This is a genomic window from Corynebacterium glyciniphilum AJ 3170, from assembly GCF_007673095.1.
In the GTDB taxonomy this organism is placed as follows: Bacteria; Actinomycetota; Actinomycetes; order Mycobacteriales; family Mycobacteriaceae; genus Corynebacterium.
Window position 1 is genome coordinate 178,394 of sequence record NZ_VDYZ01000003.1, and the last position, 24,136, is coordinate 202,529.

The 24,136-nt window shown below is 61.9% G+C and carries 25 protein-coding genes; 14 read left to right on the forward strand and 11 right to left on the reverse strand.

What is annotated here, in order from left to right; all coding sequences use genetic code 11:
- Entirely contained in the window at positions 1 to 930 is a 930-nt protein-coding gene (locus tag FS507_RS04365; RefSeq protein ID WP_145941588.1) for a DUF808 domain-containing protein, read from the forward strand.
- On the opposite strand, the gene FS507_RS04370 is transcribed toward FS507_RS04365, so the two are convergent.
- The 3 genes from FS507_RS04370 to FS507_RS04380 all read right to left on the reverse strand — a co-directional run bounded on the left by FS507_RS04370 (position 893) and on the right by FS507_RS04380 (position 3,539).
- Complete coding sequence (locus FS507_RS04370; RefSeq protein WP_145941648.1) at positions 893 to 2,734, reverse strand: BCCT family transporter; 1,842 nt, start codon at positions 2,732 to 2,734, stop codon at positions 893 to 895. The genes FS507_RS04365 and FS507_RS04370 overlap by 38 nt on opposite strands.
- A 115-nt stretch (positions 2,735 to 2,849) precedes the next feature.
- Entirely contained in the window at positions 2,850 to 3,029 is a 180-nt protein-coding gene (locus FS507_RS18415) for a hypothetical protein (RefSeq protein ID WP_313958069.1), read from the reverse strand.
- Positions 3,030 to 3,062: 33 nt separating this feature from the next.
- A complete protein-coding gene (locus FS507_RS04380) occupies positions 3,063 to 3,539 on the reverse strand; it encodes a hypothetical protein (protein WP_145941589.1) in 477 nt (158 codons plus the stop codon).
- A 190-nt stretch (positions 3,540 to 3,729) separates the two neighbouring features.
- Between FS507_RS04380 and FS507_RS04385 the strand changes: the two genes are divergently transcribed.
- Positions 3,730 to 4,797, forward strand: coding sequence for a sensor histidine kinase (locus tag FS507_RS04385; protein WP_186314547.1), 1,068 nt, complete (start codon positions 3,730 to 3,732; stop codon positions 4,795 to 4,797).
- The gene (locus FS507_RS04390) at positions 4,794 to 5,411 is read left to right on the forward strand and encodes a response regulator transcription factor (protein WP_145941591.1); all 618 of its coding nucleotides are present in this window, start codon (positions 4,794 to 4,796) and stop codon (positions 5,409 to 5,411) included. Before FS507_RS04385 ends, FS507_RS04390 begins: the two co-directional genes overlap by 4 nt.
- 17 nt (positions 5,412 to 5,428) lie before the next feature.
- Here the strand turns inward: FS507_RS04390 and FS507_RS04395 are convergent, their stop codons facing one another.
- The 4 genes from FS507_RS04395 to FS507_RS04410 form a co-directional block, all read right to left on the reverse strand.
- Positions 5,429 to 6,538 carry a magnesium and cobalt transport protein CorA gene (locus tag FS507_RS04395; protein ID WP_145941592.1) on the reverse strand — a complete coding sequence of 370 codons (1,110 nt, stop codon included), beginning with the start codon at positions 6,536 to 6,538 and terminating at the stop codon, positions 5,429 to 5,431.
- Between the two features lie 88 nt (positions 6,539 to 6,626).
- Positions 6,627 to 7,352 (reverse strand): endonuclease/exonuclease/phosphatase family protein, encoded by a 726-nt coding sequence (locus tag FS507_RS04400; RefSeq protein WP_145941593.1) that lies wholly within the window; start codon positions 7,350 to 7,352, stop codon positions 6,627 to 6,629.
- Positions 7,353 to 7,505: 153 nt separating this feature from the next.
- A complete protein-coding gene (locus FS507_RS04405; protein WP_260853160.1) occupies positions 7,506 to 7,841 on the reverse strand; it encodes a YchJ family protein in 336 nt (111 codons plus the stop codon).
- On the reverse strand, positions 7,841 to 9,406 hold the full coding sequence (locus FS507_RS04410) for a sulfatase-like hydrolase/transferase (RefSeq protein WP_145941594.1): 1,566 nt from the start codon (positions 9,404 to 9,406) through the stop codon (positions 7,841 to 7,843). Before FS507_RS04410 ends, FS507_RS04405 begins: the two co-directional genes overlap by 1 nt.
- Positions 9,407 to 9,814: 408 nt before the next feature.
- Between FS507_RS04410 and FS507_RS04415 the strand changes: the two genes are divergently transcribed.
- The 4 genes from FS507_RS04415 to FS507_RS04430 all read left to right on the forward strand — a co-directional run bounded on the left by FS507_RS04415 (position 9,815) and on the right by FS507_RS04430 (position 14,037).
- Complete coding sequence (locus tag FS507_RS04415) at positions 9,815 to 10,051, forward strand: hypothetical protein (RefSeq protein WP_145941595.1); 237 nt, start codon at positions 9,815 to 9,817, stop codon at positions 10,049 to 10,051.
- Between the two features lie 155 nt (positions 10,052 to 10,206).
- On the forward strand, positions 10,207 to 10,467 hold the full coding sequence (locus FS507_RS04420) for a helix-turn-helix domain-containing protein (protein ID WP_186314548.1): 261 nt from the start codon (positions 10,207 to 10,209) through the stop codon (positions 10,465 to 10,467).
- A 1-nt stretch (position 10,468) separates the two neighbouring features.
- Positions 10,469 to 12,568, forward strand: a complete 2,100-nt coding sequence (locus tag FS507_RS04425) for a phage/plasmid primase, P4 family (RefSeq protein WP_145941597.1) — start codon at positions 10,469 to 10,471, stop codon at positions 12,566 to 12,568.
- 1,034 nt (positions 12,569 to 13,602) lie between these two features.
- Positions 13,603 to 14,037 (forward strand): hypothetical protein, encoded by a 435-nt coding sequence (locus FS507_RS04430; RefSeq protein ID WP_145941598.1) that lies wholly within the window; start codon positions 13,603 to 13,605, stop codon positions 14,035 to 14,037.
- Between the two features lie 284 nt (positions 14,038 to 14,321).
- On the opposite strand, the gene FS507_RS04435 is transcribed toward FS507_RS04430, so the two are convergent.
- Positions 14,322 to 15,641 carry a type IV secretory system conjugative DNA transfer family protein gene (locus FS507_RS04435; protein ID WP_145941599.1) on the reverse strand — a complete coding sequence of 440 codons (1,320 nt, stop codon included), beginning with the start codon at positions 15,639 to 15,641 and terminating at the stop codon, positions 14,322 to 14,324.
- Positions 15,634 to 15,897, reverse strand: coding sequence for a hypothetical protein (locus tag FS507_RS04440; RefSeq protein ID WP_145941600.1), 264 nt, complete (start codon positions 15,895 to 15,897; stop codon positions 15,634 to 15,636). The genes FS507_RS04435 and FS507_RS04440 overlap by 8 nt, the downstream gene beginning before the upstream one ends.
- Positions 15,898 to 16,109: 212 nt before the next feature.
- Between FS507_RS04440 and FS507_RS04445 the strand changes: the two genes are divergently transcribed.
- The 7 genes from FS507_RS04445 (at position 16,110) to FS507_RS04475 (ending at position 21,686) form a co-directional block, all read left to right on the forward strand.
- Positions 16,110 to 16,592, forward strand: coding sequence for a hypothetical protein (locus tag FS507_RS04445; protein ID WP_145941601.1), 483 nt, complete (start codon positions 16,110 to 16,112; stop codon positions 16,590 to 16,592).
- Between the two features lies 1 nt (position 16,593).
- Positions 16,594 to 17,505 (forward strand): hypothetical protein, encoded by a 912-nt coding sequence (locus tag FS507_RS04450; RefSeq protein WP_145941602.1) that lies wholly within the window; start codon positions 16,594 to 16,596, stop codon positions 17,503 to 17,505.
- The gene (locus FS507_RS04455; RefSeq protein ID WP_145941603.1) at positions 17,502 to 18,062 is read left to right on the forward strand and encodes a hypothetical protein; all 561 of its coding nucleotides are present in this window, start codon (positions 17,502 to 17,504) and stop codon (positions 18,060 to 18,062) included. Before FS507_RS04450 ends, FS507_RS04455 begins: the two co-directional genes overlap by 4 nt.
- Positions 18,063 to 18,333: 271 nt before the next feature.
- Entirely contained in the window at positions 18,334 to 18,777 is a 444-nt protein-coding gene (locus tag FS507_RS04460) for a hypothetical protein (protein WP_145941604.1), read from the forward strand.
- Between the two features lie 33 nt (positions 18,778 to 18,810).
- Positions 18,811 to 19,119: a hypothetical protein gene (locus FS507_RS04465; protein WP_145941605.1), complete on the forward strand. Its 309-nt coding sequence runs from the start codon at positions 18,811 to 18,813 to the stop codon at positions 19,117 to 19,119.
- 864 nt (positions 19,120 to 19,983) lie between these two features.
- Positions 19,984 to 20,169 carry a hypothetical protein gene (locus tag FS507_RS18055; protein WP_222121388.1) on the forward strand — a complete coding sequence of 62 codons (186 nt, stop codon included), beginning with the start codon at positions 19,984 to 19,986 and terminating at the stop codon, positions 20,167 to 20,169.
- On the forward strand, positions 20,166 to 21,686 hold the full coding sequence (locus FS507_RS04475) for a relaxase/mobilization nuclease domain-containing protein (protein ID WP_145941607.1): 1,521 nt from the start codon (positions 20,166 to 20,168) through the stop codon (positions 21,684 to 21,686). Before FS507_RS18055 ends, FS507_RS04475 begins: the two co-directional genes overlap by 4 nt.
- A gap of 185 nt (positions 21,687 to 21,871) precedes the next feature.
- Here FS507_RS04475 and FS507_RS04480 read toward each other — a convergent pair whose 3' ends face one another.
- Positions 21,872 to 22,687, reverse strand: coding sequence for an AAA family ATPase (locus tag FS507_RS04480; protein WP_145941608.1), 816 nt, complete (start codon positions 22,685 to 22,687; stop codon positions 21,872 to 21,874).
- Positions 22,684 to 24,105 (reverse strand): Mu transposase C-terminal domain-containing protein, encoded by a 1,422-nt coding sequence (locus FS507_RS04485; RefSeq protein WP_070434714.1) that lies wholly within the window; start codon positions 24,103 to 24,105, stop codon positions 22,684 to 22,686. Before FS507_RS04485 ends, FS507_RS04480 begins: the two co-directional genes overlap by 4 nt.
- Positions 24,106 to 24,136 lie beyond the last annotated feature (31 nt).

Genomic DNA, 24,136 nt, shown 5'->3' on the forward strand with positions numbered 1-24,136 from the left:
ATGGCCGGTGGCCTGATCGCACTGCTCGACGATGTCACCCTCATCGCCAGGAAAGCCGCCGCCAGCAGTCGTGATATCGCGCAGGCGGCCGCGACCACCAGCACGAAAGCCGCCGCGGTCGTTGTCGATGACGCCGCCGTGACCCCCAGCTTCGTTCAGGGTGTCAGTCCTGCCCGTGAGCTTCCGATCATCTGGAGGATCACGAAAGGCTCACTGGTCAACAAGATCGTCATCATCCTGCCGGTGATACTTCTTCTCAGCTGGCTGGCACCGTGGGCGCTGACGCCCATCCTCATGGTCGGCGGCACCTATCTGGCGTTCGAGGGGGCGGAGAAGATCTGGCACGCTGTAACCCACGGCGGCCCCGACGACAGCACCACCGATACCCCGGATGACGAGGATTCACTGGTGAAAGGGGCAGTGCGGACCGACTTCATCCTGTCCGCCGAGATCATGGTCCTGTCACTCAACGAGCTGACAGGACGGGGGTTGCCCGAGCGCGCGGCGATCCTCGTCGGCGTCGCGCTTTTGATCACCTTCGTCGTCTACGGGGTGGTCGGGCTGTTGGTCAAGATGGATGATGTCGGGCTGGCCCTCGCCGATCCCGGCCGGGAACGGACAGAGACCGTCCGTCGTCTGGGGCGTGGACTGGTGGCACTGATGCCCCGCATCTTGACCACACTGTCGGTGGTCGGCACGGCTGCGATGCTCTGGGTCGGCGGGCATATTCTCCTGGTGGGTACCGACGACCTGGGCTGGCATGCGCCGTACGCCGCCGTCCATCACCTTGAGGAGCAGGTCGCTTCCGCCGGTGGCGCCGTGCAGTGGCTGGTGGAGACCGGCTGCTCGGCGTTGATCGGGCTCCTCGTCGGTTCTGTTGTCGTCGCAGTTGTCACGGCTGTCCGTCGCGTGGTCGTTCGCTCGCGGTGATGTACTCGCCACGCTCGTAGTCGTAGTCCACGGGGTTCCCGTCCTCGTCCGTCCGCGTGTACCAGTCCGTGACTTCGGCCGCGCGGGAATTGAAGTCACCACCGGTGGCGTAGTCACTGTCGGCGTCGGTCTCTTCGACGGCAATCGCGAAGTTGTCGCCGTGGTCACGGACACCGTGCACCACCGCATTCGACAAGGCCTGCTCCTGGAAGTCGTCCCGGATCGTGTACGGGTCGGTACGGAGTTCCCGGAGCAGCGCTACCGCCATCAGCACCAGGACGACGGCGAACGGCAACGCGGTGACCGTGATGAAGTTCTGCAGCCCCTGGAGGGCGTTCTCACCTCCAGCGAGAAGAATGACCACGGCGATACCTGACATGCACAGCGCCCAGAACACGGTCACTCCCTTCCGGGGGTCCGGGTTGCCGCGCTGCGACAGCTGGGAGTTCACCAGTGATGCAGAGTCCGCCGTGGTGATGAAGAACACGGCGAGCATCACGATAACCACCGGTGCCACGATGCCGGCACCGGGCAGATGGTCCAGCACCGAGAAGAAGATCTCCTCGGCGGCGGGCATACCGGACGGGTCATCACCCGGCGCGATGTCCCCGGACTGTCGCTGAATCCAGATCGAGGTGCCCCCGAGGATCGTGAAGGCCAGCACGATGATCGTCGACGGAATGAAAAGGACACCGAGGATGAACTGGCGGATCGTGCGTCCCCGGGAGATCTTGGCCACGAAGACCCCGACGAACGGTGACCAGGAGACCCACCATGCCCAGTAGAATGTGGTCCACCCGGAGAGGAACGCCTGCATCTCCTCACCTTCGCCCATGTTCGCCGACAGCATCTCCGGCATCGACCCGACGTAGTCGACGATCACCGCAGGGATCATGTTGGCGAGAAACGCCGTGGGCCCGACGATGAAGAAGAACAGTGCCAGTCCGATGGCGAGCACCATGTTGATGTTCGACAGCCACCGGATGCCCTTGGCCACACCTGAGACCGCAGACAGGATGGTTCCGATGGTCAGGACCATGATGATCACGAGTGCGAAGGTGTTTCCCGCCGGCGACCAGCCGGACACCACTTCCACGCCCTTGGCGATCTGCAGTGCACCGATCCCTAGCGATGCCGCGGTACCGAAGAGCGTCGCGACGATGGCCATTCCGTCGATGAGACGCGCGGGGAGGGTGTCGGTGGATTTCACCGAGAACAGCGGCATCAGGATCGAACTCATCAGAGGGACCCTGCCTCTGCGGTAGGACACGTAGGCGACGGCGAGTCCGACGACTGCGTAGATGGCCCAGGCGTTGATGCCCCAGTGCATGGCCGACTGGGACATCGCACCCTTGACCGCTTCCTGGGTGGCTGCGTCATATCCGCCGGGGCGTGGGTCGAGGTAGTGGCTCATCGGTTCATACGGGCCGAAGAAGATGATGCCGATACCGATACCTGCGGCGAACAGCATGGCCGTCCACGACACCGTGGAGTACTCGGCCTTCTCGCCGTCCAGGCCCAGCGGTATCTTCCCGTACCTGCTGAAGGCCAGGATGAGCAGGAAGAACATCAGCCCGGTCGCGAGAGCGGTGAACACCCAACCCATGTTCTCCATGACCCAGGCCAGTGCTGCCGACGAGGTGTCAAACACCTGTTGGGGGTCAACCACGCCCCACGCGATGAAAGCGACGATCAGGCCACCGACCACGCTCACGATGCGCCAGTCGACGGAGTACCTGATGCGTTGGTCCTCCACAGAAACCCCCGGCACCAGGGCCGGATGGATACTGTGCGGGTAGGTCACTTCCCGGATGAAGCTCTTCGCGGATTCCTTGCGGGTGGGTCTGCTCTGCTCGCGTTTCTCTCCAGGTTCTGAGGGGTCCACGATTGTTTTCTCCGTTATCTTCTCTTGTGGTTCGTCACTGCCAACCCTTACAACGGTAGAGAAAAACTTCCTGCGCTGCAGGAACCGTCACGCTGGTCCCCCGAGAACCCGTCCACGACATGTGGAGAACCGGGTACGGGCGCCCTGCATCGTCCAGGTCGTCCCGGCCGATGACGGTGAAACCGCGTCGACGGTAGAAGGCCACCGCCTGCACGTTCTGCTCATTGACGTCACCCCGGCGTGCGCCTCAGGAGCCGATGATCCAATGGAGTACCCCAGACACTAGGAGTCCCACGAGGAGTGCATTTGCTGCGCTGACGAGTACGGCAGACACGAGTACCACCGACCGGCGGATCCCCGAGGCGCGCATGATGAACGCAGTGATCGGGACACTGAACAGAAGTCCGCTGACGAGCATGGCGACGGGAGACCCCCAGTCCCCGACACGGCGCATCACCCGGTGATGTTTCCACCTGCCCTCCTGACGACGGCCTACAGTGCCCGCTACCCCTACCGCACACACGGTGACCACGACGGTCCCTGCAGTCCCGAACAAGACTGTCGGAAGCCAGTGCATACCTGAGAGGACACCGACGAGCGCAGCCACATCGCCCTCGAGAAGCGGCACCACCCCGATCACGAAGACCGCTGTCAGCTGCAGCGGGCCAGGAAGGGTGTCGACATACTGCTGCAGTGAGATGATCCAGTCCTGAATCTGTTCCACGTGGGGTTCCTCCCTCGAGTACATGCGTCTGATTCGCCGTCGACCATCCTGCCCGGACCGGGATCAGCTCCGGCACCGGCGCACGGTCAGGCGATGTCGTGACACAGCGTCACTGGCGGACGCCCCGTCGAGCTGATGCAATGGACCCGTGACTTATCAGCCGTTCCAACACGCTCCAGGCATCCAGGAGATGGTACGGACTCGACGTGCACGGTCAGTACTGCTCTCTGTCGGGGTCACCGTCGTCCTGGGAATCGCGAATGCCACGAGCTGGAGCGACCTCGTCGCTGTTGGCCCGAGTCTGGTGCTCACTGCGATCCTGATGTTACGTCTGGGCGACGAACCCAACCGTGCACTCCTGGCCGTCGCCACCTGTGTCGGTGCCTTGACGCTGCTGTGGTCTGCCCTGTCCGAGTCGAACCCGGTCGGTTCTGCGGGCGTCGCCGCAGCGTTGGCAGTCGTCATCGACGCCAGGTCATCCCGCCCCGGGATCTGGGGAGTAGTCGGATTCTGCACGATCGTGGCGGTCAACGCGCTGGTGTTCACCACCGGATCCCCGAACGCGTTGGGGATGTTCCTCAAGCTTACGGTCGTCGCGGGTGTGTGGATGGTGGCCATCATCGACAACGGCGCCGAAGCTCGACTGCTCACCTTGTTCGAACAGGCCAAGGACAATGAACGCGAGCTCTCCGTCCTCGATGAGAGACGGCGCTTCGCTGCAGACCTGCATGATATCCAAGGGCACTCGCTGCACGTCATCAAGTTGAAGGCAGCTGTGGCTGCCCGGGTTCGGACCACTGATCCGGACCGGACTGACCGGGAACTCGAAGCCATCCAGGGCCTCGCGGCCGATTCCATCAGAACGGCCCGGGAGCTGGCTGAAGACACCCACCTGATGAACTTCACCAGTGAGTTGTCGTCGGTCACAGGCCTGATGACTGCCGCCGGCATTGAAACGACAGTCGACCGTCCCGCCGGCACGCCTAGTGCGTTGCACGATGCTCTTCTGGCCCGCGTGCTGCGCGAGGCCACCACGAACATTCTCCGACACTCCCGGGCCGAACAGGTATCGGTCTCCGTCATGCGATCCACCCTCACCGTGACCAATGACGGGGCCACCGGACTCCCTTCCCCCGAGGACTTCCGGGGACTGGCAGCACTCCGACAGGCACTCCACGCCCGGGGCGGCGACGTGACGTTGAAGTACCATGACGGGGCAGTCGTCCTCACGGCACATGCGGGAGCAGGAAACCAATGACGAGGGAACAACCGGTACAGGTCATGCTCGCTGACGATGAGCGGCTCATCCGTACGGCGTTGGCGACGTTGCTTCCGTTAGACGGAACGATCGTCATTTCCAGCGAGGTAAGCGATGGCCTCTCCGCCGTCGACGAGTTCACCCGTCTACGCCCCGACGTCGTCGTCCTCGACCTTGATATGCCTGGGCTCGACGGTCTACATGCTGCCATGCAGATGCTTCAGATCGTTCCTGATCAGGCACTTCTCCTTCTCACCCGCCACGCGCGCCCCGGAGTGCTACGGACCGCCCTGGAGAACGGCATCCGCGGATTCCTCGGCAAAGATGCTGATCCTGACGAGATCACCGCCGCGGTACTCAGACTCGCCAACGGCGGCCGCGTCATCGACCCGTCCGTGGCAGCGAAAGCCGTCACCGATGAATCGCCACTGACGGAGAGGGAGAAGGACGTGCTCCGTGTCACCGGCGAAGGCTACAGTGTCCGTGACATCGCGAAGATCCTGCACCTGTCCCCTGGGACGGTACGCAACTACATCTCCTTCGCGATACAGAAGACCGGCCACACCACCCGACATGACGCGGCCCGTCACGCGAGGAACAACGACTGGCTCTGACCCCTCGCCCCGGGATCTCACATCCATTTGCTGCGACGGAAGAAGACGTAGAGCAGGACGGCCACCCCGAGCATCATGCTCAGCGCCATGGGATACCCGAAGGCCCAGTGCAGTTCCGGCATGTCGTCGAAGTTCATCCCGTAGATCGCGCCGACCAACGTCGGGGCGAAGAGGATGGCGGCCCAGCCGGAGATCTTCTTCATGTCCTCATTCTGGCGCTGTGCGACGAGGGTGGCGTTCACGTTGAGGATCTGGGCCAGGGCCTCCCGATGGTCCGCAGCCAGGGTGCCTGCGCGTGTCAGGTGATCGGCGACGTCATCGAGGTAGGAGCGGAGTTCCTCGGGGATGTCGTACTTCACGAACCCCGCCCGGAGCGCGTCGAGCACCTCTGTCATCGACGCTATGGCCTGCTGGACGTCGATGACCTCCTGGCTCAACCGGTAGATACGTTCCGCAACCGCCGCATCACCGCTGAACACCTGCCGCTCGATCTGTTCCTTGTCGATCGCAATGCCCCGGAGGACGGGAGGGTACCCGTCGACGATCGCATCCAGGATGCGGTAGACCACGGCCTCCGGCCCCAACCGCAGGACGTCCCGATCCGCCAACAGCGTCCGTTCGCGGGGGTCGCTTCCGCCCGACGCGGCAAACCCGGCGCTGTCCGTCCCGTCGACCCACCGTCCGTCCTGGCACAGCACGGCAACGGAACCGTCGCGGACGAGGATGTGGAACTCGGAGAACGCGACATCCTCGGCCGCGTCATTGTACCGGGCAGACCTGGCGACGATGAACAGCACGTCACCGTACCGTTCGAGCTTCGGGCGTTGGTGGGCATTCACCAGATCCTCGACGAGCAAGGGGTGCAGGTCCCATGCGTCAGCGAGTTCCCCGATGCCCTCTCTGCCCGACGTCGGGTACAGCAGCACCACCATGCGTTCCGGACGATCGACGGCGGACGCTGTCGCCTCTGCCACCGTGGTGTCGTCCGGGACCGGTTGTGCGCTGCCGTCGTCAACATAGGTCAGGACGGGCGGCGTCTCGGTCGAGGTCGGCTCCTGCCCTCCGACCCGCTGCTTCCCCCGGGTGAACCTACTTGCCCTGCCGTCGTTGATCCTGCGGTTGCCCATACGTGTTCCCTCTCGGCCCGAGGTCTGCTCTGTTGTCCGTGAGTTACCCTAGCCCCCGACAGGCCGGGCAGGTAACTCCGGACGTGTCTCAGGCGGTCGCGACGGGTTGCAGGCCGCGGCGGGCGGCGACGAAGCCGTCCCGGCGCTGATCCCCCGAGGTCTGGACGAGAATCGGCAGGTGGTCGGAGCGGCCCTGGGGCAGGACGTCGACCTGAGACTGCCTGAAACCACGCGAGAGTGCGAAATCGTAGTTGCCCCGCAGTACGCCGTAGCGGGAATACGTCGCTCCGGCGCTCCTGGCCATCTCGAAGCCGTGAGCGTCGACGTGCCGCCGCAGACCACTCTGGAACAACGGGTAGTTGAAGTCTCCGACCATGACGGACGGCACCCCGGCGCCGATCTGGCCGAGCGCCTCGAAAGAGGTACGGATCTGCTGACGACGGAGCGCGTTCGTCGCTGTCAAAGGGGCAGCGTGGAAAGACGCGATGACGACGTCGCGGTCATGCTTGACGTCATGGGCCCTGACCATCACCAGCCGCTCGGACGCAGGCTTCATGACACGGTCATGAAAAGACTTCTCCAGCGCGGTCACCTGCAGATCCTTCACATCGAACCGGTCGGCGCGCAGGTAGACGGCCAGTCCGAGACGGTTCTCCGTGGTCGCGTGGACGAGTTCCAGGCTACCGAGACGGCTCGGCAACCGGCGGGTGTCCGCCTCCTGGACGCAGACGGCATCCGGGACATGGGTACCCGCGAGCGGGAGAAGCTCGGTGACAGCGTTATGTTTATGCAGGTTATAGCTAATCAGCTTCATTGGTGCACAAGCATAGTCCATCCGGGGCCTCAGTAGATGAGTGAATCCAGTGAGGTCAGTACCGTATTCCACAGGAAACCAGGTGAGCGGGACTTTCTTCCACGGCACGCGCGCCGCCCTGACGGTCGGCGACCTGCTGTGTGCCCGGTATTCTCACTCCACCTCGCCATCAAGGTAGAACCACTGTCCGTGCTCGCGGACGAACCGGGAGCGTTCCTGCATCACCCCGATACCGCCGGTGTCGGCGATATAGGTGGCCCGGAACTCCACGACACCGGTGTCGTCGTCCACTCCCCCGGCGACCGTGTCGATGATCTGCACCCCGCGCCAGACAGGGTTGTCCGACAGGTCCACCTGGGCTGGTCTCGTCGTCGGATGCCAAGTCTGCAGCAGCCAGTCCTCATCCGCCCGTCGAAAGGCGTCGAACCGCGACCTCATCAGCGCCTCGGCGGTGGTTGGCTCCTGCGAAGCATCACCGCCGCGCTCCACTACTGCAGCTCCTCGCCCGCCCAGGCGGCACTGTAGAAGTCCTGCGAACGCGATTCGAGCAACTGCTTGTAGATGTCCGGGTCCAGGTCCTGCGCAGAGTCGGTGGGGATCTTGTTCGAGAATGCTGACACACCGAGCCCTGCCTGCCGGTCCTCCATCTCGATGCCGGCGGCTTCCAGGATCGTCGGCATCATGCTCAGTTGATCGACACCCCCACGCATCGTCGAGGTCCTCTTCTCGTCGCCGGGAACCCAGACGCGGTTGAAGATGGTGCGGTTCGGGTGGTCACCGAGTTCTTCAGCGAAGGCGTTGCTGGACCCCATGTGCTTGAGGTGGTCACCCATGAGCACGACGGCGGTGTCCTCCAGGTACCCCTGCTTCTCCATATAGCTCACGAAGTCCGCGACCTGGGTCATGGAGCACGCGAACATGGAGGTGACTTCACTTTCGGTGTCCACATCGCAGTAGTCGTAGATATGCACCGGTTCGTGGGTGTCCACCGTCAGCATCGAGAGGTTGAACGGCGTGCCTGTCTTCGTCGACTCCTCGTGCAGGGCGTCGACGTGTTCCTTCGCATTCGCCATGAGCCGCTTGTCACTCAGGCCCCAGTCGTCACGGAACTGGTCGCTCGGCTCACCTTTCGCCCGCCAGTCATCCAGGTCGTACTGCTCGTCGTAACCGTGGGTGGTGAGGAACTGGTCTTTCGCGGCGAACGAACCGTTCGCGCCACCCATGAAGACGTTCCGGTACCCCTTGTCCTTGAGGATGTCGCCGACACAGGTCAGGCCACCGAGGTAGTTTCCGACGTCACCACCGAGCGAGTTGAGCCCGGATTGCCCCGTGATCAGGCCATTGCCCTTCAGCGGCACACCGCACTGTGTTCCGGTGATGCCCGACATGGTCCAGCCGCCGCCTTCGTACTGCTGGAAGTTGTCGACGCTGTTCCAGCCGTCCTCCTCCCGGGTGACGTCCTTGAGCGGCACGAACGGATCTTTCTCGAACAGCGTGGTGTCAGACAGCGTCTCCTCACCCGACTCGAGGTAGATCATCACGACGTTGCGCGCGTTCTCGGCCGAGTCGACCTCGGGTTCCCTGTAGTACTGGTCGATGGTGTAGTCGGAATTCGCTGCCTTGATGTAGGCACCGACATGGACCGACGTCCCGAACATCGCCGTGCCGCTGACGACCACAGCGGCAACCAACACGATGGAGACCGTACGCTTCACCCATGTCCGACCGACCGGTCGTTCCTCGTCCTGGTTGGCCTGGTTGGCACGGTGCTTACGAACGCGCCGGTGGTGCCAGAAAGCGATGCCGAGGGTCAGCACTACCGGCAGGACACCGAAGGCGAGGATACCCAGCCAGACGAGATCACCGCCGCCACCGTCAGCCTGCATGGAGACCAGGTTCATCATCATCTGGTCAACCGTGATCGAGCCCCAGAACATGTGGATCCCGATACCGACGATGAACAATGTGAGGGCCAGCCAGATCAGCAGGTATACAGCCAGGTGCCCTACAATGGAACCGACCCGTTTGGCCGAGATTTTGACGGGTCCAGACACTGGGACATCTCACCTTTCCGACGCAATGCGCATGACGCGCGGGTCGCTCCGTCCTGCCGTCATACACGAGGTCGGCAGAAGATTCATCCGATTAATATCTGGGATTCAACCACAGTTCACCGCCTCAACGCGAGAACCGGCGTGTACCCGGAGCGCACCAGGCACCGGTGAATCTGATGAACTTCTCCCCGTATTGCCTGTTCAGAAATGATACATAACGTGGTTTTGCTTGATGCCGACAGGGACACGTCCCTGCCCGCTCCCGCAGGACTGGTCGGCTATCGCCTGCAGAACCGTAAGCATCGCAGAGCGCTCAGACGTTGAACTTGAACTCCACCGAGTTACGTAGCTCCGTAACCTCACTGAACAGTGAACTCTCCCTTGCACCTCTCTCGGGAGGGTGATATCGTGAGTACTATCACGATCACCGTGATGAGTAGCCCCCTCGGCCGGACGTCCTGCTCCGACCAAGGGTTTTCTGCAGCAGGACAGCCTCGCCGGGACCCGGGCTCCACGACGAGGTGCTCGATCCAATGGCGGTACCCGGGGACCTCGCTCACGGCCGTAGTCACCGGCACCGTGAGGGGACAACGGCCGACGGTGACCACCAGGAGTGAGGTCAGCTACCTGGATTACGGGCACTGAGCACCGACCCGGGATCACGACGCGCGTGGACGTCCCCGGTGATGAGGTCACCGCGCACCGGCCCCGGACCGGCAACCCGGGTGACGAGATCCGGATGACCGACATTGTGCCGCTACTCCTTATTCAGGCTTATGCCTGGTGAGGAGCAGTTTCTGATGTCCGCATCACTGACACTGCGGCAGGCGGCCGATACCGCCGGCATGTCCCCCGTGACCATCCGCCGCCACCTCCGGGACGGCGACCTTCCCTCGACACGCGACCGTCGTGGACACTACCGGGTTGACTCGGACGACCTGGCCCTGTGGCTGGCGGGGCGATCGATCGACGAGGCTATCGCGCAGGTCGTGGCTGCAGCCCCGGCCCTGTCCGATGTACAGCGGTCACGTCTGACTGGCATCCTGCAGGGGGTGGCCTGAGATGAGCACAGCAAAAAACCCCGAGGCGGGCAACCTCGAGGCCAATTCCAACACCACCACTGATGAGGACAATGTCCAGGTTACAGGCTTGTCTGACACGGTGTCAAGCCCCGATGTCGATATCAATATCGATTTCAGTGATGGCGTGGTGTACGAGGAAGACCTCCCCGACGAGTTCTACAGCGATGACCTGGCCGGTTTCCCTGATGAGCCGCAGATCGATCCGCCGGACGACGTCGACGCTGTCTACGAGGTGCAGCAGCTTGAAGAAGCTGAAGCCGCTGAGGAGCAGGCACAGGCCGCCGTGGAGCGTGTGGTCGAGGGTCACTTCCCCACCGTGGACGTCCGTGACCTGGTGGACATCGATGTTCACAGGTGGGAGCCGATCCAGACGCTGGGTGCGACTGCCATGACCAGCTGGGTTGCCCGTATGCGTGCGACCGGGTTCTCCGACGCGCGGTTGATGGACGTGACGGCGGTCAGGCGTGAGGTGCCTCGCATTCTCACGGACATCGCTTCGCGGTTCAATGCTGCGGTCAAGGCTGCAGGCAGTGACGCCGACTTCGTTGCACCGCCGAAGATGGTGGCACCGAAGACCATCCCCACGGAGGTCGCCGTAGCCTCGTTTATCGCCATCTACCAGCCGGTTTACGCGGATGGTGTGGTCGTAGCCCACTACGATCCTGATCCGATGTCGGCCAGCTACGGGTGCCACGTCGTGACAGCCACTCACCTGCAGGGATGGGTGATCGGCATGACCGGTCACCCCCTGACACGTAACGAGACAGACGGCTACCTCGAGGGCATCGCACGGACGACACCGAAGGTCGCCAGTGAGGTGGGTGGTCGGATGATTGCCCTGAACAACGGCATCTTCGACTACCAGGAGAAGGTGTTCACGCCGTTCAGCCGGGACATCGTGGTCATGTCCAAGTCCAGTGTGAACTGGAACGCCAACGCCGTGTCCCCGGTCATTGATCTGGGACAGGGTCGTGAAGAGGTTGAGGGTATCGGGCCTGAGGCCGGCACCTGGGAGGTCATGCACTGGCTGCGTGACCTGGCCGATGATCAGAGGGACATCTTCGAGCTGCTGTGCCAGGTCATCCATGCGGTCCTGCGACCGACGCATAAGTGGGCGAAAATGCTGGTCTTGTATTCACCCACAGGCAACAACGGAAAGGGAACGTTTCTCAGTCTCTTGCGCGGCATTGTGGGTCAGGAGAATGCTGTCACCATTCCCCTGGAGAATCTCGGTGGTACCCACGATCTGGAGCAGTTGCTGCCGGTCGGAGGACGTGTTCCTCAGCTGATTGCGTCGGACGAGAGTGATGCCACGTACCTCGACAAGATGGCGACGCTGAACGCCCTGGTGACGCAGAACGAAGTGCTGGTCAACCCCAAGAACAGGAGCACCACCACGCTGCGGTGGCGTGGCCTGATCGTGCAGTGTATGAATACGCTGCCCAAGGTCAAGGCCGTCGGCGGCCCGACTGAGCGTCGCTGGCTCATCGTTCCGTTCGTGAAGAATTTCGGCGCTGGTAACGATAAGATTCCTGAGATTCCCGAGATCGCGGAGGATTTCATTAGTCGTACGGAGGTGCTGGAGTTCCTGGTCCGGTTTGCACTGGTCGACCTGCCTGAGTTCGGGCGCTTCACTGTCCCGGAGGCATCGGTGGAGCTGAGCCATGAGCAGCAGCTGGACAGTAACGCAGCCCTCGCGTTCTGGGAGGAGTTCTCCGAACAGTTCAGGTGGTTCCACCTCCCCAGCCAGTGGCTGTACGACCTGTACAAGAAGTGGACGGTCTCTGTAAATCCGTCTGGCTCGGCGCTGTCGATGCGGAAGTTCCTTGACCAGCTGGAACCCGTCGCCGCAGCGGACGGGTGGGTTACTGGACGGTTTAGTGGTACCTCCCTGTGCGAACGTGAGCCGCTGACTTTGCAGTACGGCCTCATGTTTGACTGGGGTAGTCCAGAGGCCCACAGCGATAACGGCAGGGCAAAAGTCCCCGAGGCAGTGAAGCAGGCGCGGTTCAGGGGGTTCGTCTGGAAGGGACTCTCGAGTGCTTCGCAGCCCAGTGATGCAGACCATCGCGATCGTTAGTGCAAGGGGTCGCAGGGAATAGAGGGGGGGGCTCGACCCACAGTGCTGGCCACATGGCCACAGTGCTGCCCACAGTGGCCAGCACTGTGGCCATCACGTTTCCGCAGGTCACAGTGCGAAAAGTTACTCTTTTGCCCACATGGCCACAGTAAAGTGAAACTATATCGAGGAAGTTGCTACCCCCGTTATGGGGTAGTGTTACCCCCCTGTTGAGGGTAACCTCCCTACCCCCTTTTCATCTTGTCCCTAGAGATAAAAGTGCAATCACTGTGGCCATGTGGGCAATAACGTCCAAAAACCTGTTCTGACCAGCAATAATGCCATGGCCACAGTGCCGGCCACTGTGGCCCACTGTGGCCAGTACTGTGGCCAGCACTGTATCTAGAGGTCTCGTTACAGCAGAAAACGTAGCTTGAGCTGCAATAACGCCATGGCCACAGTGTTACAGCGTCACAACTCCCCTGTTGCACCCTCCATCACCTTTTCTCTTTGACCCCCGTATCTGGCGGGCGTCAGCCCGTGCGGCGGCAGCCGCCCCACCCTGCCGTGGGAGCCGACCGGCGTCAGCCGGACGGTGACCGGCACACATCACCCTTCACCCGTTGCCCATGCGGCGCAGCCGCTGGGGCTTGCTCCGATGCCAGTGGACACGGGTCTATACAACCGGGCGTATACAACGTATACATCGTTGTATACGTTGTATACGTTGTATAGAACACGGTTGTTCGAAGCTGGTTTCTAGTAGCGAAACCTTGCGCTACCAGCTCCGATGATATATAATAGAGGTGTACAAACGTTCGAACTTTTAGCGATTGGAGGGACCAGATGCCCTACGACAAAGACAGGTGCTGGATCTGTGGAGCTGTTTCAACGGCGATCATCGACACTTACACTGACGACACTCCTACGTGCGATGCGTGCGAGGGCCCGACCTTGACGCAGTTCCAGCGCTCCGGCGTCACCGTCTGGGGTGTGCGCCGTCTCACCGATCCGGCCTTCCGAGGCATTACACCACGTAAGCGAGGACTCTTCTGATGGCTACATCACCGATCGACAACGAGCAGGAACACCTCGACCATGACAGGGTCGACAAGATGCGGCAGGCATTGTCTGCCGGTGGAATGGATGAGGTGAAGCGCCGCCTCGGTCAGGATGCCGGTGGTCCCGAGCTTGCTGAAGCCCAGCGACAGCAGCGCCAGGCCCGTGACCGGCATCGTCGTCAGCGTGCTGAGCTGGCAGCCCGTGGCCACGATGACTCTGGCACGGGTGACCGTGGTACCGGTCAGTCGAAGCAGGCTCAGGAACGTCAGCGCCAGCAGCAGCAGCGTTCTCAGGCATCACAGCAGGCCACACCGCAGAAGGCGACCGAGTCGAAGCCGATGACCGCTGGTCAGAAGGCGCAGATGCAGGTTCGACAGCGTTTGGCTGCCCAGCGTGAACGTCAGCAGGAGGCTGGCCTCTCCCGGTGACACAATAGAGACAGTTACGAGACAGATAGAAGACAGATACCGGCACCTTGTGTGCCGGTTTTTCTGTGTCCGGCGGTTCTGTCTCCTCAGAGACAGTTACGAGACACAATCGGGACAGGTAGAAGACAGATCGCTATCTGTCTCCTCAGAGCCACTTAACTGACAGATCATCTGTCTCCTCAGAGACAGTTACGGGACAGATCGTTATCTGTCTGCTCAGAGACAGAAAAAAGACACGTAGGAGACAGATCATCTGTCACCTACGTGTCTTCTACGTGTCCCTATCATGTCAGCAGCTTCATCTGGCTGATGTCGACCAGGTCGACCTTGACGCCCTCGGGCCTGACCCCGGGTCCGGTGTCACCAGGACGCTTCCCACGCAGCAGCCTGCCTTCATCGACCGACCGGGGCCTCAGTGATGTCGCTGATACCGACCCTGTCTTCTGAGTGGTGAGGCTCTGCCTGCCTGCGTGATCGACCGTGGAGGAAACGGACGGGGATTCTCCGGCCCATTTGGCAGCCCGTTCCAACATTTCTTCTTCCGGTGCTCCGACGAGCAAAAGGACGGTGGGGAACACATCCCTCAGCTCGGTCATCCCGTCATGGCCGAAACGCCTGCTGAACTGGCTCGTTCCCTGCACGGCGACCAGGAGGTTGATACCCATGGCTCGGGATTCGGTGACCACAATCGGGAGTTTCTGCCATGGCAACGTGTTACACAACTCATCGACCACAAACAGGATTCTCGGGAGCTGTTTCGCCTCTGTCTGGTTTTTCCTCCAGCGCTTGCTGATCGTGTCGACCAGGCCGACAGCGGCACCTGCGGCGAGGCCGTCGGCGGGGGCGACCATGAACAGGCTGGAGTTGCGGGATCGTAGCAGGTCAGGGGTGAAGACGAGCTCGTCGCCTCGACCTCGGACAGCACCGTGAAGCCAGGGCCCGAGGGCCGTGTCCATGGTGATCAAGACGGAGCTGCGTTGTTTCTCGTCGAGGTGAAGGGCCGAGCGAAGCTTCCGTGCCAGCATGTGCTCACCCCGGTCGACCAGCCGCTGGACGGCGGTGGTCCATGACGGCACCGGTTCACCGTCCTCTTCCTCGGCATCGACCAGACCGACAGCTTCAACTGCCCACTTGATACCGTCCTGACCTGCGGCGTAGAGGATCGCGGCCAGGGGCGGCGTGGCCAAGTTGTCCCAGAACGCATCACCACCACCACCGCTCTGACCACCGCCGGCCTTCGACGCCTGGATGAGGATCGTCGACATCTCCAAAGCATCGGTCGGAGACTTGAGCAGGGCGACGGGGTCGACAACGCAGCGGGTGGCCCCGCGGAGCTGTTCGTCGGGAACATCGCCACTGAGGTCGATGACGTAGGTTTTAGCCCCCTGACGTGCTCGTTTGGTGGGCAGACACAGCTTGATGAGGTCGGGCTTTGAGCTGATTGCCACGACCGGTCCCTGCCACAGCAGGATCCCGGGACCGAGGACACGACGTGATTTACCGGTACCGGTGGGGCCGCTGACCAGGACATGGGGACCCGGGACGGCCTGTTTGCCGTCGATGAGACCGGCGTAGGGCGTTTCGATCAGGTGTGGGTCAGTCATTGCCAGCGTCCTTCTTCCCCCACCGGGACCGCATCGCTTCCCGGCCTACAGCGGCACGCCGGTCAGTCTCCTCCTGCAGGGCATCCTGCAGGGCGGCGGCAGTCGCCTCGTCCTTGGTCTCCACCCTGCTCAGGGCGTCCTCCAGCAGTGCCCTGATGACGATGCTCACCGGAAAGCCCAGGTCAGCGGCCAGATGCTTGAGCTCGGTGACCTGCTCGGTGGGGAGGGTGATGGCGAGACGCTTAGTGCTGCTCATGGTGTGGGCCTGGGCCTTTCTGATCTTCTGCTGGGTCCGGGCGGCGACTGCGGCCCGTCGGTCGTTAGCACTGTAACAGGTGCTACTTCGCTGTGGTGTGTCGGGTACGTTTTCCATCTCTGACCTGCACTTTCTGTAAAGGTGTTGCATGTGTTATGCCTCTATAGTATCGTAACGGGTGTAACACCACAAGACATCAACAGGAAAGGGCGGTGGCGACGATGAAGACACTGAAGACGGTGGCGGTGATTACGACACTCGCAGTGGTCGTGATCGGTGCGCTGGCACTGGTCATGGCAGGTCGTGGGTGGTGGAACGCGGGCTCGGGTACCGAGGAGTCCGCGACACCGACCACGGTGACGGTGACGGCAGAGCCGGACACGGAGACTGAGGTCACTGAGACCGAGACGGAGGAACCGGAGGTCACCGAGTCAGAGGCCACTGAGACCGAGGAGCCGGAGAGCACTGAGGCTGCAGAACCGGAAGACACCGGAGATCTCGCACTCAAGCGGGACAAGGAGACGGTGGAGTCCCTGTCAGGTCAGGAGCGCACTGCGGTACGAGGCGTTCTGCGTGACTGCATGAACGAGATCGGGCCGATTCATTACGTCAGCCAGATCAAGAAGTGCCTGGCCGGTGACGTCACTGAGTGGTCAGAGGACAGTGCCCGACGATCAGGAGAGACGGCGTACTGACATGGACATCAAGAAGCTCATGAGCCATCCCCACGCGCAGGTCAGGGGCATCCACGTACGCAATCAGGCCGGTACCTCGCTCGGTGCCCGGCGACGTGGTGAGGTGCTTCTCGCGGCCGCAAAGGCCGACCACAAGGCCTCCATCGGTGCTGTTGCTGAGGCCTCCGGTGAGGTCGTCACACCTCGTCTGACGGCACGTCTGATCCGTGGCGTCGAGGGCGCCAAGGCGACCGTCGGTCGCCTGCTGGCCGTCCTCGTCATCGGTGGTCTGGTCCTGGTGTTCACCTGGCCGGCATTGATCCTGGGCTACATCATCTACGGGATTTGGGTGCAGCTGCACTCGCGTCTGACCCCTCGCACCTGGATCGCTGCGGTGGCTGCTGTGGTGACTTTGGTGGCCGGTTGGATGGTGTGGTCACTGGTTGGTCATGCCACCAACGGTGACGCGGTCAAGGCGCTCTGGTGGGCACTGCAGCCGGGTCTGGGACTGGCGTACACGGCATGGCTGGTACGTGCCTGGGGCTGGTCTGCAGTGGTCACGGAGACAGCGGTGGTCACACCGATGACGGGCTTCGTACCTGTCCCGGATGAGCTGGCTGATGTTGTCGAGGTGCCTGTGAAGACACGGGACGAAACCACTGATCCGGAGACGAAACCACTGCCCCCGGTTACCGGATTCGTTCCCTTCCCCGATGACCCTGAGGTCGTTGCTGAGGAGTCCGAAGAGTCCAGTAATGAGGTCCCGGATGACTTCGTTGAAGAGCCACCTGCTCCGGAACCTCCGGATGACGCGGTCACCACTGCCGACGATATCTCGCTGTTCGGTGATGACGATGATGACGACGATGACGATGAGTACGACGACTACAACGCCGCTTTCGGCACCAACAACCTCGAAGGAGAAGAACGATGAGCACTACACCCCAGGTAACCGTAAACGTCGAGTCCGGCATCGGTCGCGTACTCAATGTCGTCGGCACGATCCTGCTCTGCGGGGCAGTCGGCCTGGTTGCGTACAGCCTTGCACAGCGGGGCTGGCTGGAGATCGCGGCGACACTGCTGACCGCGTTCGTTTTCCAGCTCACACGGATGCTGCTTGACGCCGGTTTGATCGATCCTGCAGCTTTCGCCCGTAAGGGCGGGGACACGTCCCAGCCGTCCGGTGCGTTCGCTGGAACGCGCGGTCTCCTGCGACAGGCGCGGGCGGACTGGCGGATGGCCTTGGCCGAATCACCGCTGTGGCGACTGGGTCTGATCGCAGTCGGGTACGCCATCCTGTTTATGGCTTTCAGGGCCGGTGCGTCGGTCGCGTTGACGGTCTTCAGCAACATGTGGATCGCCATGGCATCTGCTGCGTTGCTCGGTGCAATCATCATCGCCCCGGGACAGATCATGGACCTGCTGCGTGCATTCCGGGTGAGTAAGACAGCACCGTCTGAGGCACCTGTTACCGAGAAGGAGGACGCCTGATGAGGTGTCTGTGCGCGGGATGCCGGGGCCCGTGATGACAGCCCGGAACGCCAAGCTTTTTCACACACCACGAGTCCTAAGGAGGACACCAATGCTTTACCCTGTCCCTGCCAACGCCCCCACCAGTCCGAGCGATGTGGTACCCGACGGGACTCCCGATCGGTACGACGAGATGGCCACGTCCATCATCGACCGGTTGCCCGACACCGCGCATCTGTCAACGCTGAGGATCAAGCCGGGTGAGTGCACTGTATGCGGTACTAACACGCGGATGAGCGTTCTTGTGAACAGCGATCGTATGCCTGAAAGTGGCGGACCGATCTACGCCGAGGCGTGTGATTACTGCCTCGGTCGGGTGTGCATGAAGCTCACCCACGCAGGCATCGAGGTGTCAGGCCTTGGTGCTGATGATCACGACGACCACGACGTGTTCACACCCCCTGTCGTGACCACTATCATCGACCGACTGCCCGACACCGCGTTCCTGATCACCGACATGCACCCGTTGTCGGGTGACCCGGAGAACGGCGCAGAACCTGTCCAGTGCGGGATCTGCGATCACGTCGCAACTCCCGACATGATGGCCGTTCTTGTCGACGACAACCACATGCCTGATAGTGGCGGACCGACCTACGCCGAGGCGTGCAACGACTGCATCGACTGGCTGTGCGGGAAGCTCGCCGACGCCGGTATCGGTGTGGACGTTGAAGACTAACAACTGACCAACAACACGTCCAAGGAGGACAACATGACCACCAAGAAGAGCCGCATCGAAGCACTCATCGATGACGGAATGACGCGCATCGAAGCGGAATTCCAGGTCGCAAAGCAGGACCTTGAGGAACAGGAAAAGCGCATCGAGACAGCCGCCATCGACGTCATCAAGACCGACTTTCCTGACACCTGGGAGGCCGCTCTTGCGGTCGCACGGGAGTCTGTTCTTAAGCCGAAGCGGCGTCGCAAGACGGCGAAGAAGACTGACACCGAGGACGCCGTCATGGTGACCGACAGTGTCACTGAGAGTGTCACGGAGAACAACGGTTACTCCGGTTTCTGACACTCGAAGTCAACCCCCATCGGACTTGTTCCGGTGGGGGTTTTCTCGTGCCCGGGCCCAGTCCTCTCAGCCTGATTCAGGTGATCTGAGGTGATCTGGACCGGGCTACGACCGATACCCCCTCTGACCTGGCCAGTCCTCTCAGTCCAGGATTCAGGCACCCTCTGAACTGGGGGTTTACACCCCCAGTCCTCTCAGGAATTTCGTGTCAGAGGGTCAGATGAGGGGGTATCGGTGTCTTTTCGGACGGCTCGGTCACGAGACGGCACCGGAGCAGGCACGGAGTGTCTGCGCAGGTCAGTGGGTGGTTCCATAGGAGGGCGGAGCCCTCCTTGGCCAGCCGAACGGAGTGAGGGTACTGGCCTATCTGGGAGGCCCGACGAAGTCGTGTCCGGACAGATAGGCAGCTGGCCTATCTTCCTTCGTAGCGATACACTGGTGTAGGACAGGGACAGGGCCCCCAGGCCCTGACGGCGGACGGAGCCGGTGGGTCGATACGAAGGGTGGCTGACGATGACTGCGAAGCAGGCACGAGGGAGTGCGCAGAGGGGCCACACGGAACGACGGAGTCGGTCTGTGGAGGTGCGCATGAGTGATGCCGAGTTGGAGCTGTTGACCCGTGTGGCGGGTCGATTTGGAACCACCAGGTCGGGTGCCATTCGGGCGGCGGTGGACGCGTATGACGCGGCCACTGACGGCCGTCGGGTCAGGCGTGAAACGCTTGGCCCGGAGACGCGTGCTGTACTCACGCGGCTGACATCGGAGATGAATCGGGTTGGCGTCAACGTCAACCAAATCAGTAGGTCACTGAACGGTGCGCGTTCGCACCGAGCTGACCGACTTCTTTACACTGACTCCAGCCCCGTGCTGGGTCAGACAATGACGGGTAACGACGTCCGTGATCGTGCCACAGCACGTGAAAAACGTCGTATGGGTGAGCTTGAGATCATGATCACCGAGTTCCGTCAGTTGCGTGAAGAGCTGGCTCAGATGACAGCGATGATCAACGACATGCGTACGTCTGAGACAGAGTCGGAGGACGCGTCATGAGTGTTCTTGTCGGTAGTCATGTAGGTAAGGGTGGCGCTATCGGATGGGGCCGCTATTGCCTGCGCCTGGACCTCAGTGAAGTGGCGCGGCGGAAAGCCGTGCCTGTGGTCATCAGTGATCTCGGAGACGATCCTTACGAGATCGGAATGAACGCCGAGTTGTTGATCGAGGGCACGACGCGGAAGAACGTCGGTGAGTCACTTGTGTTGTCTTTTCCCGCGCATGAGATGAACATCGACGATCCCGAGCATCAGCGTTGGGTCGCTGAGATGGCGTACGAGCTGGCGAAGAGAGCGGCACCCAATGCACCGGTCGTGGTGGCAGTCCACACGGACAGTGAGGGTGGGAAACTGCACGCCCACATCCTCGTCGTGAACCATGATTTGTCGACCGGTTTGAGCAACCAGGCGAGGATGGACATCAAGCACTTGAGGCGCATCAACGACCGGCTCATGCGTGAGGAAGGACTTGAGGTCTGCAACCAGAACGACAAGTCCAAGGGTCGCACTTGGCAGGAAGTGATGCAGGACCGTAAGGATGCGGAGAAGGCGACTGCGGAGCTCCTGGAGGCCAACCCGGACGCCACGCCGGAGACGTCACGACTGACGATTGACGACGTCAAAGAGAAGCCGACGAGGAAGACGTCGCGCGAGTTTTTCCGTCAGGAAATCGATGAGGCGGTTGTCGATGCGGCGGCCCGTGAGGTCCCCGGAGACAAGCCCTCTGCGTCGCTGGAGACGCTGAAGGAGACGCTGTCGGAACGCAACATCTCGATGAAGATCCTGCCCGACAATGGACATGGTGAGACGGTCACTTTCGGTGCTGTCGATGACGACGGGATGCCTGTCACGGTGTCACGGAAGAGCAAGTCCAAGACGAAACCGACGAAGACATCGCCGGTCGCTGCGAAGGACAACCAGCTCGGTGCGGCGTACACAGCTGACGCACTGCGGGAGCGTATGCAGGAGGTCGTACGGCAGCGGATGCTGGCGGACCACCTGCGTGCGGAGATCGACGAAAGCATCGAAGGTGCGGGTCTCAGGATGCTTGATGAGCCGTACAAGGATCCCATCGTTCATCTGCAGACCGAACTGCGTGAGCGCGGTGAGGCGGCTATGGATATCGGTGGCGGTGGTCGCGTCTCGGTGCACGACTCCCGTGAGGACACCCCGCTGTGGGCGCCCACTAGTACCGACAACTACGTCGCTGTCGAAGATCTCGACACTGACGGTGAGAACGAGTACTCCGCTGACCGACTCCGTGAACGGGTGGAGGGAGCTTACCGTGGCGTCGCTCCGGCACCACGACCGCAGGGTGGCTCCCCGGCACCACGACCGCAGGGTGGCTCCCCGGCACCACGACCGCAGGGTGGTGGTCTCGGTACTGATCCGAAGCCGAATGGCGGCGGTCTGACGGAGGGTCAGAAGGCGAAGGCTGCCGACCGAGCGTTCCTCAAGAAGCAGAGCGAGGCGGCGAAGACGAAGACGAAGACATCAGATATCGACTTCGGTGACTGACTGAGACATGACAAACCCCCGGCACCAACGGTGTCGGGGGTTGTTGTTGATGTCAGCGTGTCAGCGTCAGCGGTCCCACTTCGGAAGGTCGATGAGCCAGCCGGCGACGTCCCGGTCATCCTTGGTTGTGAATGTGATCGCTATGTGGCCTGCTTTTTTGATCACTATGTGTCGTACTGACCTGGTCAGTGGCCGAGTACCAGGGTGCTGGCGGCAGCTTCAATCACATCGTCGGTGATGGTCTCCAACTCGTTGATCTTCAACACTCGCTTGATCTGTGGGAACAATCGCTCCACCACACGGAAATTGCCGCGGGTCAGCCGCTCGATCGCGGCGATGGCCTGCGCATCCGTGAAATCCTCCGGGTTCAATTCTCTACCCAGGCGCCTCCAGTGCCGGTTCAGCACGAACAGCAGCTCGTCTTCGCCCAGGGCACGGTAGCGATGCGAGAACCCCAGCCGGCTGAACAACTGAGGGTAGTGCCGGAAGCGCTGGTCAATACCGGGCATGCCGATGAACATGATCGCCACACCGTCACGATCGTGGATGTCGCGCAGCATCTCCAGGGCGGTGGGAGGCAGACGTTCTGCCTCATCAATAATGATCAGTTGGGTGAGCTTCTCGCCACTGGATCTGCGCATGTGGAGCCTGTCCCGCTGTCCGGTGGCCATCAGATGCTCCATGATGCAGACGTCGAGTTTGCCCCGGTAAAATTCGATGTCACGGATCAACGTCCGGTACTTCGGTTGCACCTCAGGGGTGTAGAACACGGTGCGCGCCCGATGAGCCGTCGCGTAGATGGCCAGGTCAGATTCACTGCGTGGACCCCAGTCGTCAATGAACGAGCCCAGAGCATCCCAGTGGGCATAGCGTCTGGCGGACTGTGTTTTGCCGACTCCTGCATCACCGTGGCAGATGCCGATGGTGGCGTCTTTGCGGATCGCGTTGGCGAACTCGACGAAGCGGCGGTGCTCTTTGGTGACGATGAAGTCGCGGTTCATGGTGACAGGTCCTCTTCATAGGTCCGCAGGCGAGACGTACGACCACGCGGCCGTGGCGCTTCGGCGCTCACATCGGGGTTCACAGGGGCAAGGTCTGATGGGCGTGGCTCGTGGATGGGGATGCGCTCGTTGATCCCGGCACGTAGTTGACGCCGTCGGCGTCGACGAGCGGCCTGGATATCGGCCAGGCTGTAGCGCTGGTTGGGGTGGTCTTCATCGACAGCGACGCACAGCAACGTGTCGTGGTCGTAGACCCGGATCTCGGAGAGATCCCGCGGGTCGTAGCGGATGGTGACGTCATGGCCGACAAAAGGTGCCAGGGTCGGGCTGATGTAGCGCTGGCCTTGGAAGTGGATGCCGTCTCGCTGGACTCGGCGGTGGGTGGAGACCCGCAGCAGGAGTCCGTCGAGTTCTTCAAGGTTCTCCGGCATTCTGGGGATCCACCCCTGCCCGATCCACGCGGCTTTCGGGCTGGTGTTGATTGAAGAATGCGTGCGCTGGTTGTAGCTGCTGATGAACTCGCCGACGGCGGTATCCAGGCTCGTCAGGTCTAGTACGGGGTGTGGGTTGCGGACGCCGGGGGCGAGGTGGCCGGGCAGGGTGGTGAGAAGTTCGGTGTTGACGGTGCTGAAGAACCGCTCGATCTTGCCGCGGCCCTGCGGACGGGCGATGGTCGAGTGGATGATCCGGATCTTCAGTGCTGTCGTGGTGTACGTGATATGGCCACTGGTGAAGTCGGAGCCGTGATCGACGTAGAGGACGTCGGGAATACCGCACATCGCCCAGGTGGGGTCTGTTTTTCGCCAGATCGCCTGGCGTAGTGCCAGGGCGGTGTTCATTGCCGAGGGTGCGGTGGTGGTGACCATGTAGCCGCACACTGCCCGGGAGTAGTCGTCGATGATGATGGTGAGCCAGGGGCGAGTCGGGGTGCCGTCCGGGTTCTGGATGAGGATGTCGAGTTGGGTGTGATCGGCCTGCCAGATGGCGTTGGGGTGTTCAGCCCGGTGCCGGTAGACCAGTTCGTGTCGATCTCGGTAGGACGTCGGGCCCTCCAATGCGAGGGTGACCATCGCCGGGTCAAGGGCTTGGATGATGCTGCGCACGGTGGCGTAGCTGGGTGGTTTCAGCGATAGTTGTTGTGCTCGACAGCTCACGAGGCGATGCAGGGCGGCGATCGATGGGCGTGGCTTGGTGAGACCAAGGTGTTCGATGTAGGCGACGAGTTCCGCGGATATGCGATGGGCTCCGGCGTCGGATCGTGTGGTGTTGCGTAGCCCGCGGATTCCGTCGGCGCGGTATCGGGCTACCCACCGGGATAGGGTTCGGGTGCTGATGTCGGTGGCCTGTGCCAGGTCGGTCAGGGTGATGTCGTCTTCGATGTGGAGCCGGAGGATCTCCCAGCGTTGCATCTCGTCCATCACCGTCACCTCACGCGCTGGTCATTGTGTC

Coding starts and splice junctions, on each gene's coding strand:
- FS507_RS04430 (WP_145941598.1), top strand. CDS start 13,603: ATGGCTACATCACCGATCGACAACGAGCAGGAACACCTCGACCATGAC.
- FS507_RS04450 (WP_145941602.1), top strand. CDS start 16,594: ATGGACATCAAGAAGCTCATGAGCCATCCCCACGCGCAGGTCAGGGGC.
- FS507_RS04365 (WP_145941588.1), top strand. CDS start 1: ATGGCCGGTGGCCTGATCGCACTGCTCGACGATGTCACCCTCATCGCC.
- FS507_RS04390 (WP_145941591.1), top strand. CDS start 4,794: ATGACGAGGGAACAACCGGTACAGGTCATGCTCGCTGACGATGAGCGG.
- FS507_RS04465 (WP_145941605.1), top strand. CDS start 18,811: ATGACCACCAAGAAGAGCCGCATCGAAGCACTCATCGATGACGGAATG.
- FS507_RS04395 (WP_145941592.1), bottom strand. CDS start 6,538: ATGGGCAACCGCAGGATCAACGACGGCAGGGCAAGTAGGTTCACCCGG.
- FS507_RS04480 (WP_145941608.1), bottom strand. CDS start 22,687: ATGAACCGCGACTTCATCGTCACCAAAGAGCACCGCCGCTTCGTCGAG.
- FS507_RS04400 (WP_145941593.1), bottom strand. CDS start 7,352: ATGAAGCTGATTAGCTATAACCTGCATAAACATAACGCTGTCACCGAG.
- FS507_RS04440 (WP_145941600.1), bottom strand. CDS start 15,897: ATGAGCAGCACTAAGCGTCTCGCCATCACCCTCCCCACCGAGCAGGTC.
- FS507_RS04475 (WP_145941607.1), top strand. CDS start 20,166: ATGAGTGTTCTTGTCGGTAGTCATGTAGGTAAGGGTGGCGCTATCGGA.
- FS507_RS04485 (WP_070434714.1), bottom strand. CDS start 24,105: ATGGACGAGATGCAACGCTGGGAGATCCTCCGGCTCCACATCGAAGAC.
- FS507_RS04385 (WP_186314547.1), top strand. CDS start 3,730: ATGGTACGGACTCGACGTGCACGGTCAGTACTGCTCTCTGTCGGGGTC.
- FS507_RS04420 (WP_186314548.1), top strand. CDS start 10,207: ATGTCCGCATCACTGACACTGCGGCAGGCGGCCGATACCGCCGGCATG.
- FS507_RS04435 (WP_145941599.1), bottom strand. CDS start 15,641: ATGACTGACCCACACCTGATCGAAACGCCCTACGCCGGTCTCATCGAC.
- FS507_RS04460 (WP_145941604.1), top strand. CDS start 18,334: ATGAGCGTTCTTGTGAACAGCGATCGTATGCCTGAAAGTGGCGGACCG.
- FS507_RS04425 (WP_145941597.1), top strand. CDS start 10,469: ATGAGCACAGCAAAAAACCCCGAGGCGGGCAACCTCGAGGCCAATTCC.
- FS507_RS04455 (WP_145941603.1), top strand. CDS start 17,502: ATGAGCACTACACCCCAGGTAACCGTAAACGTCGAGTCCGGCATCGGT.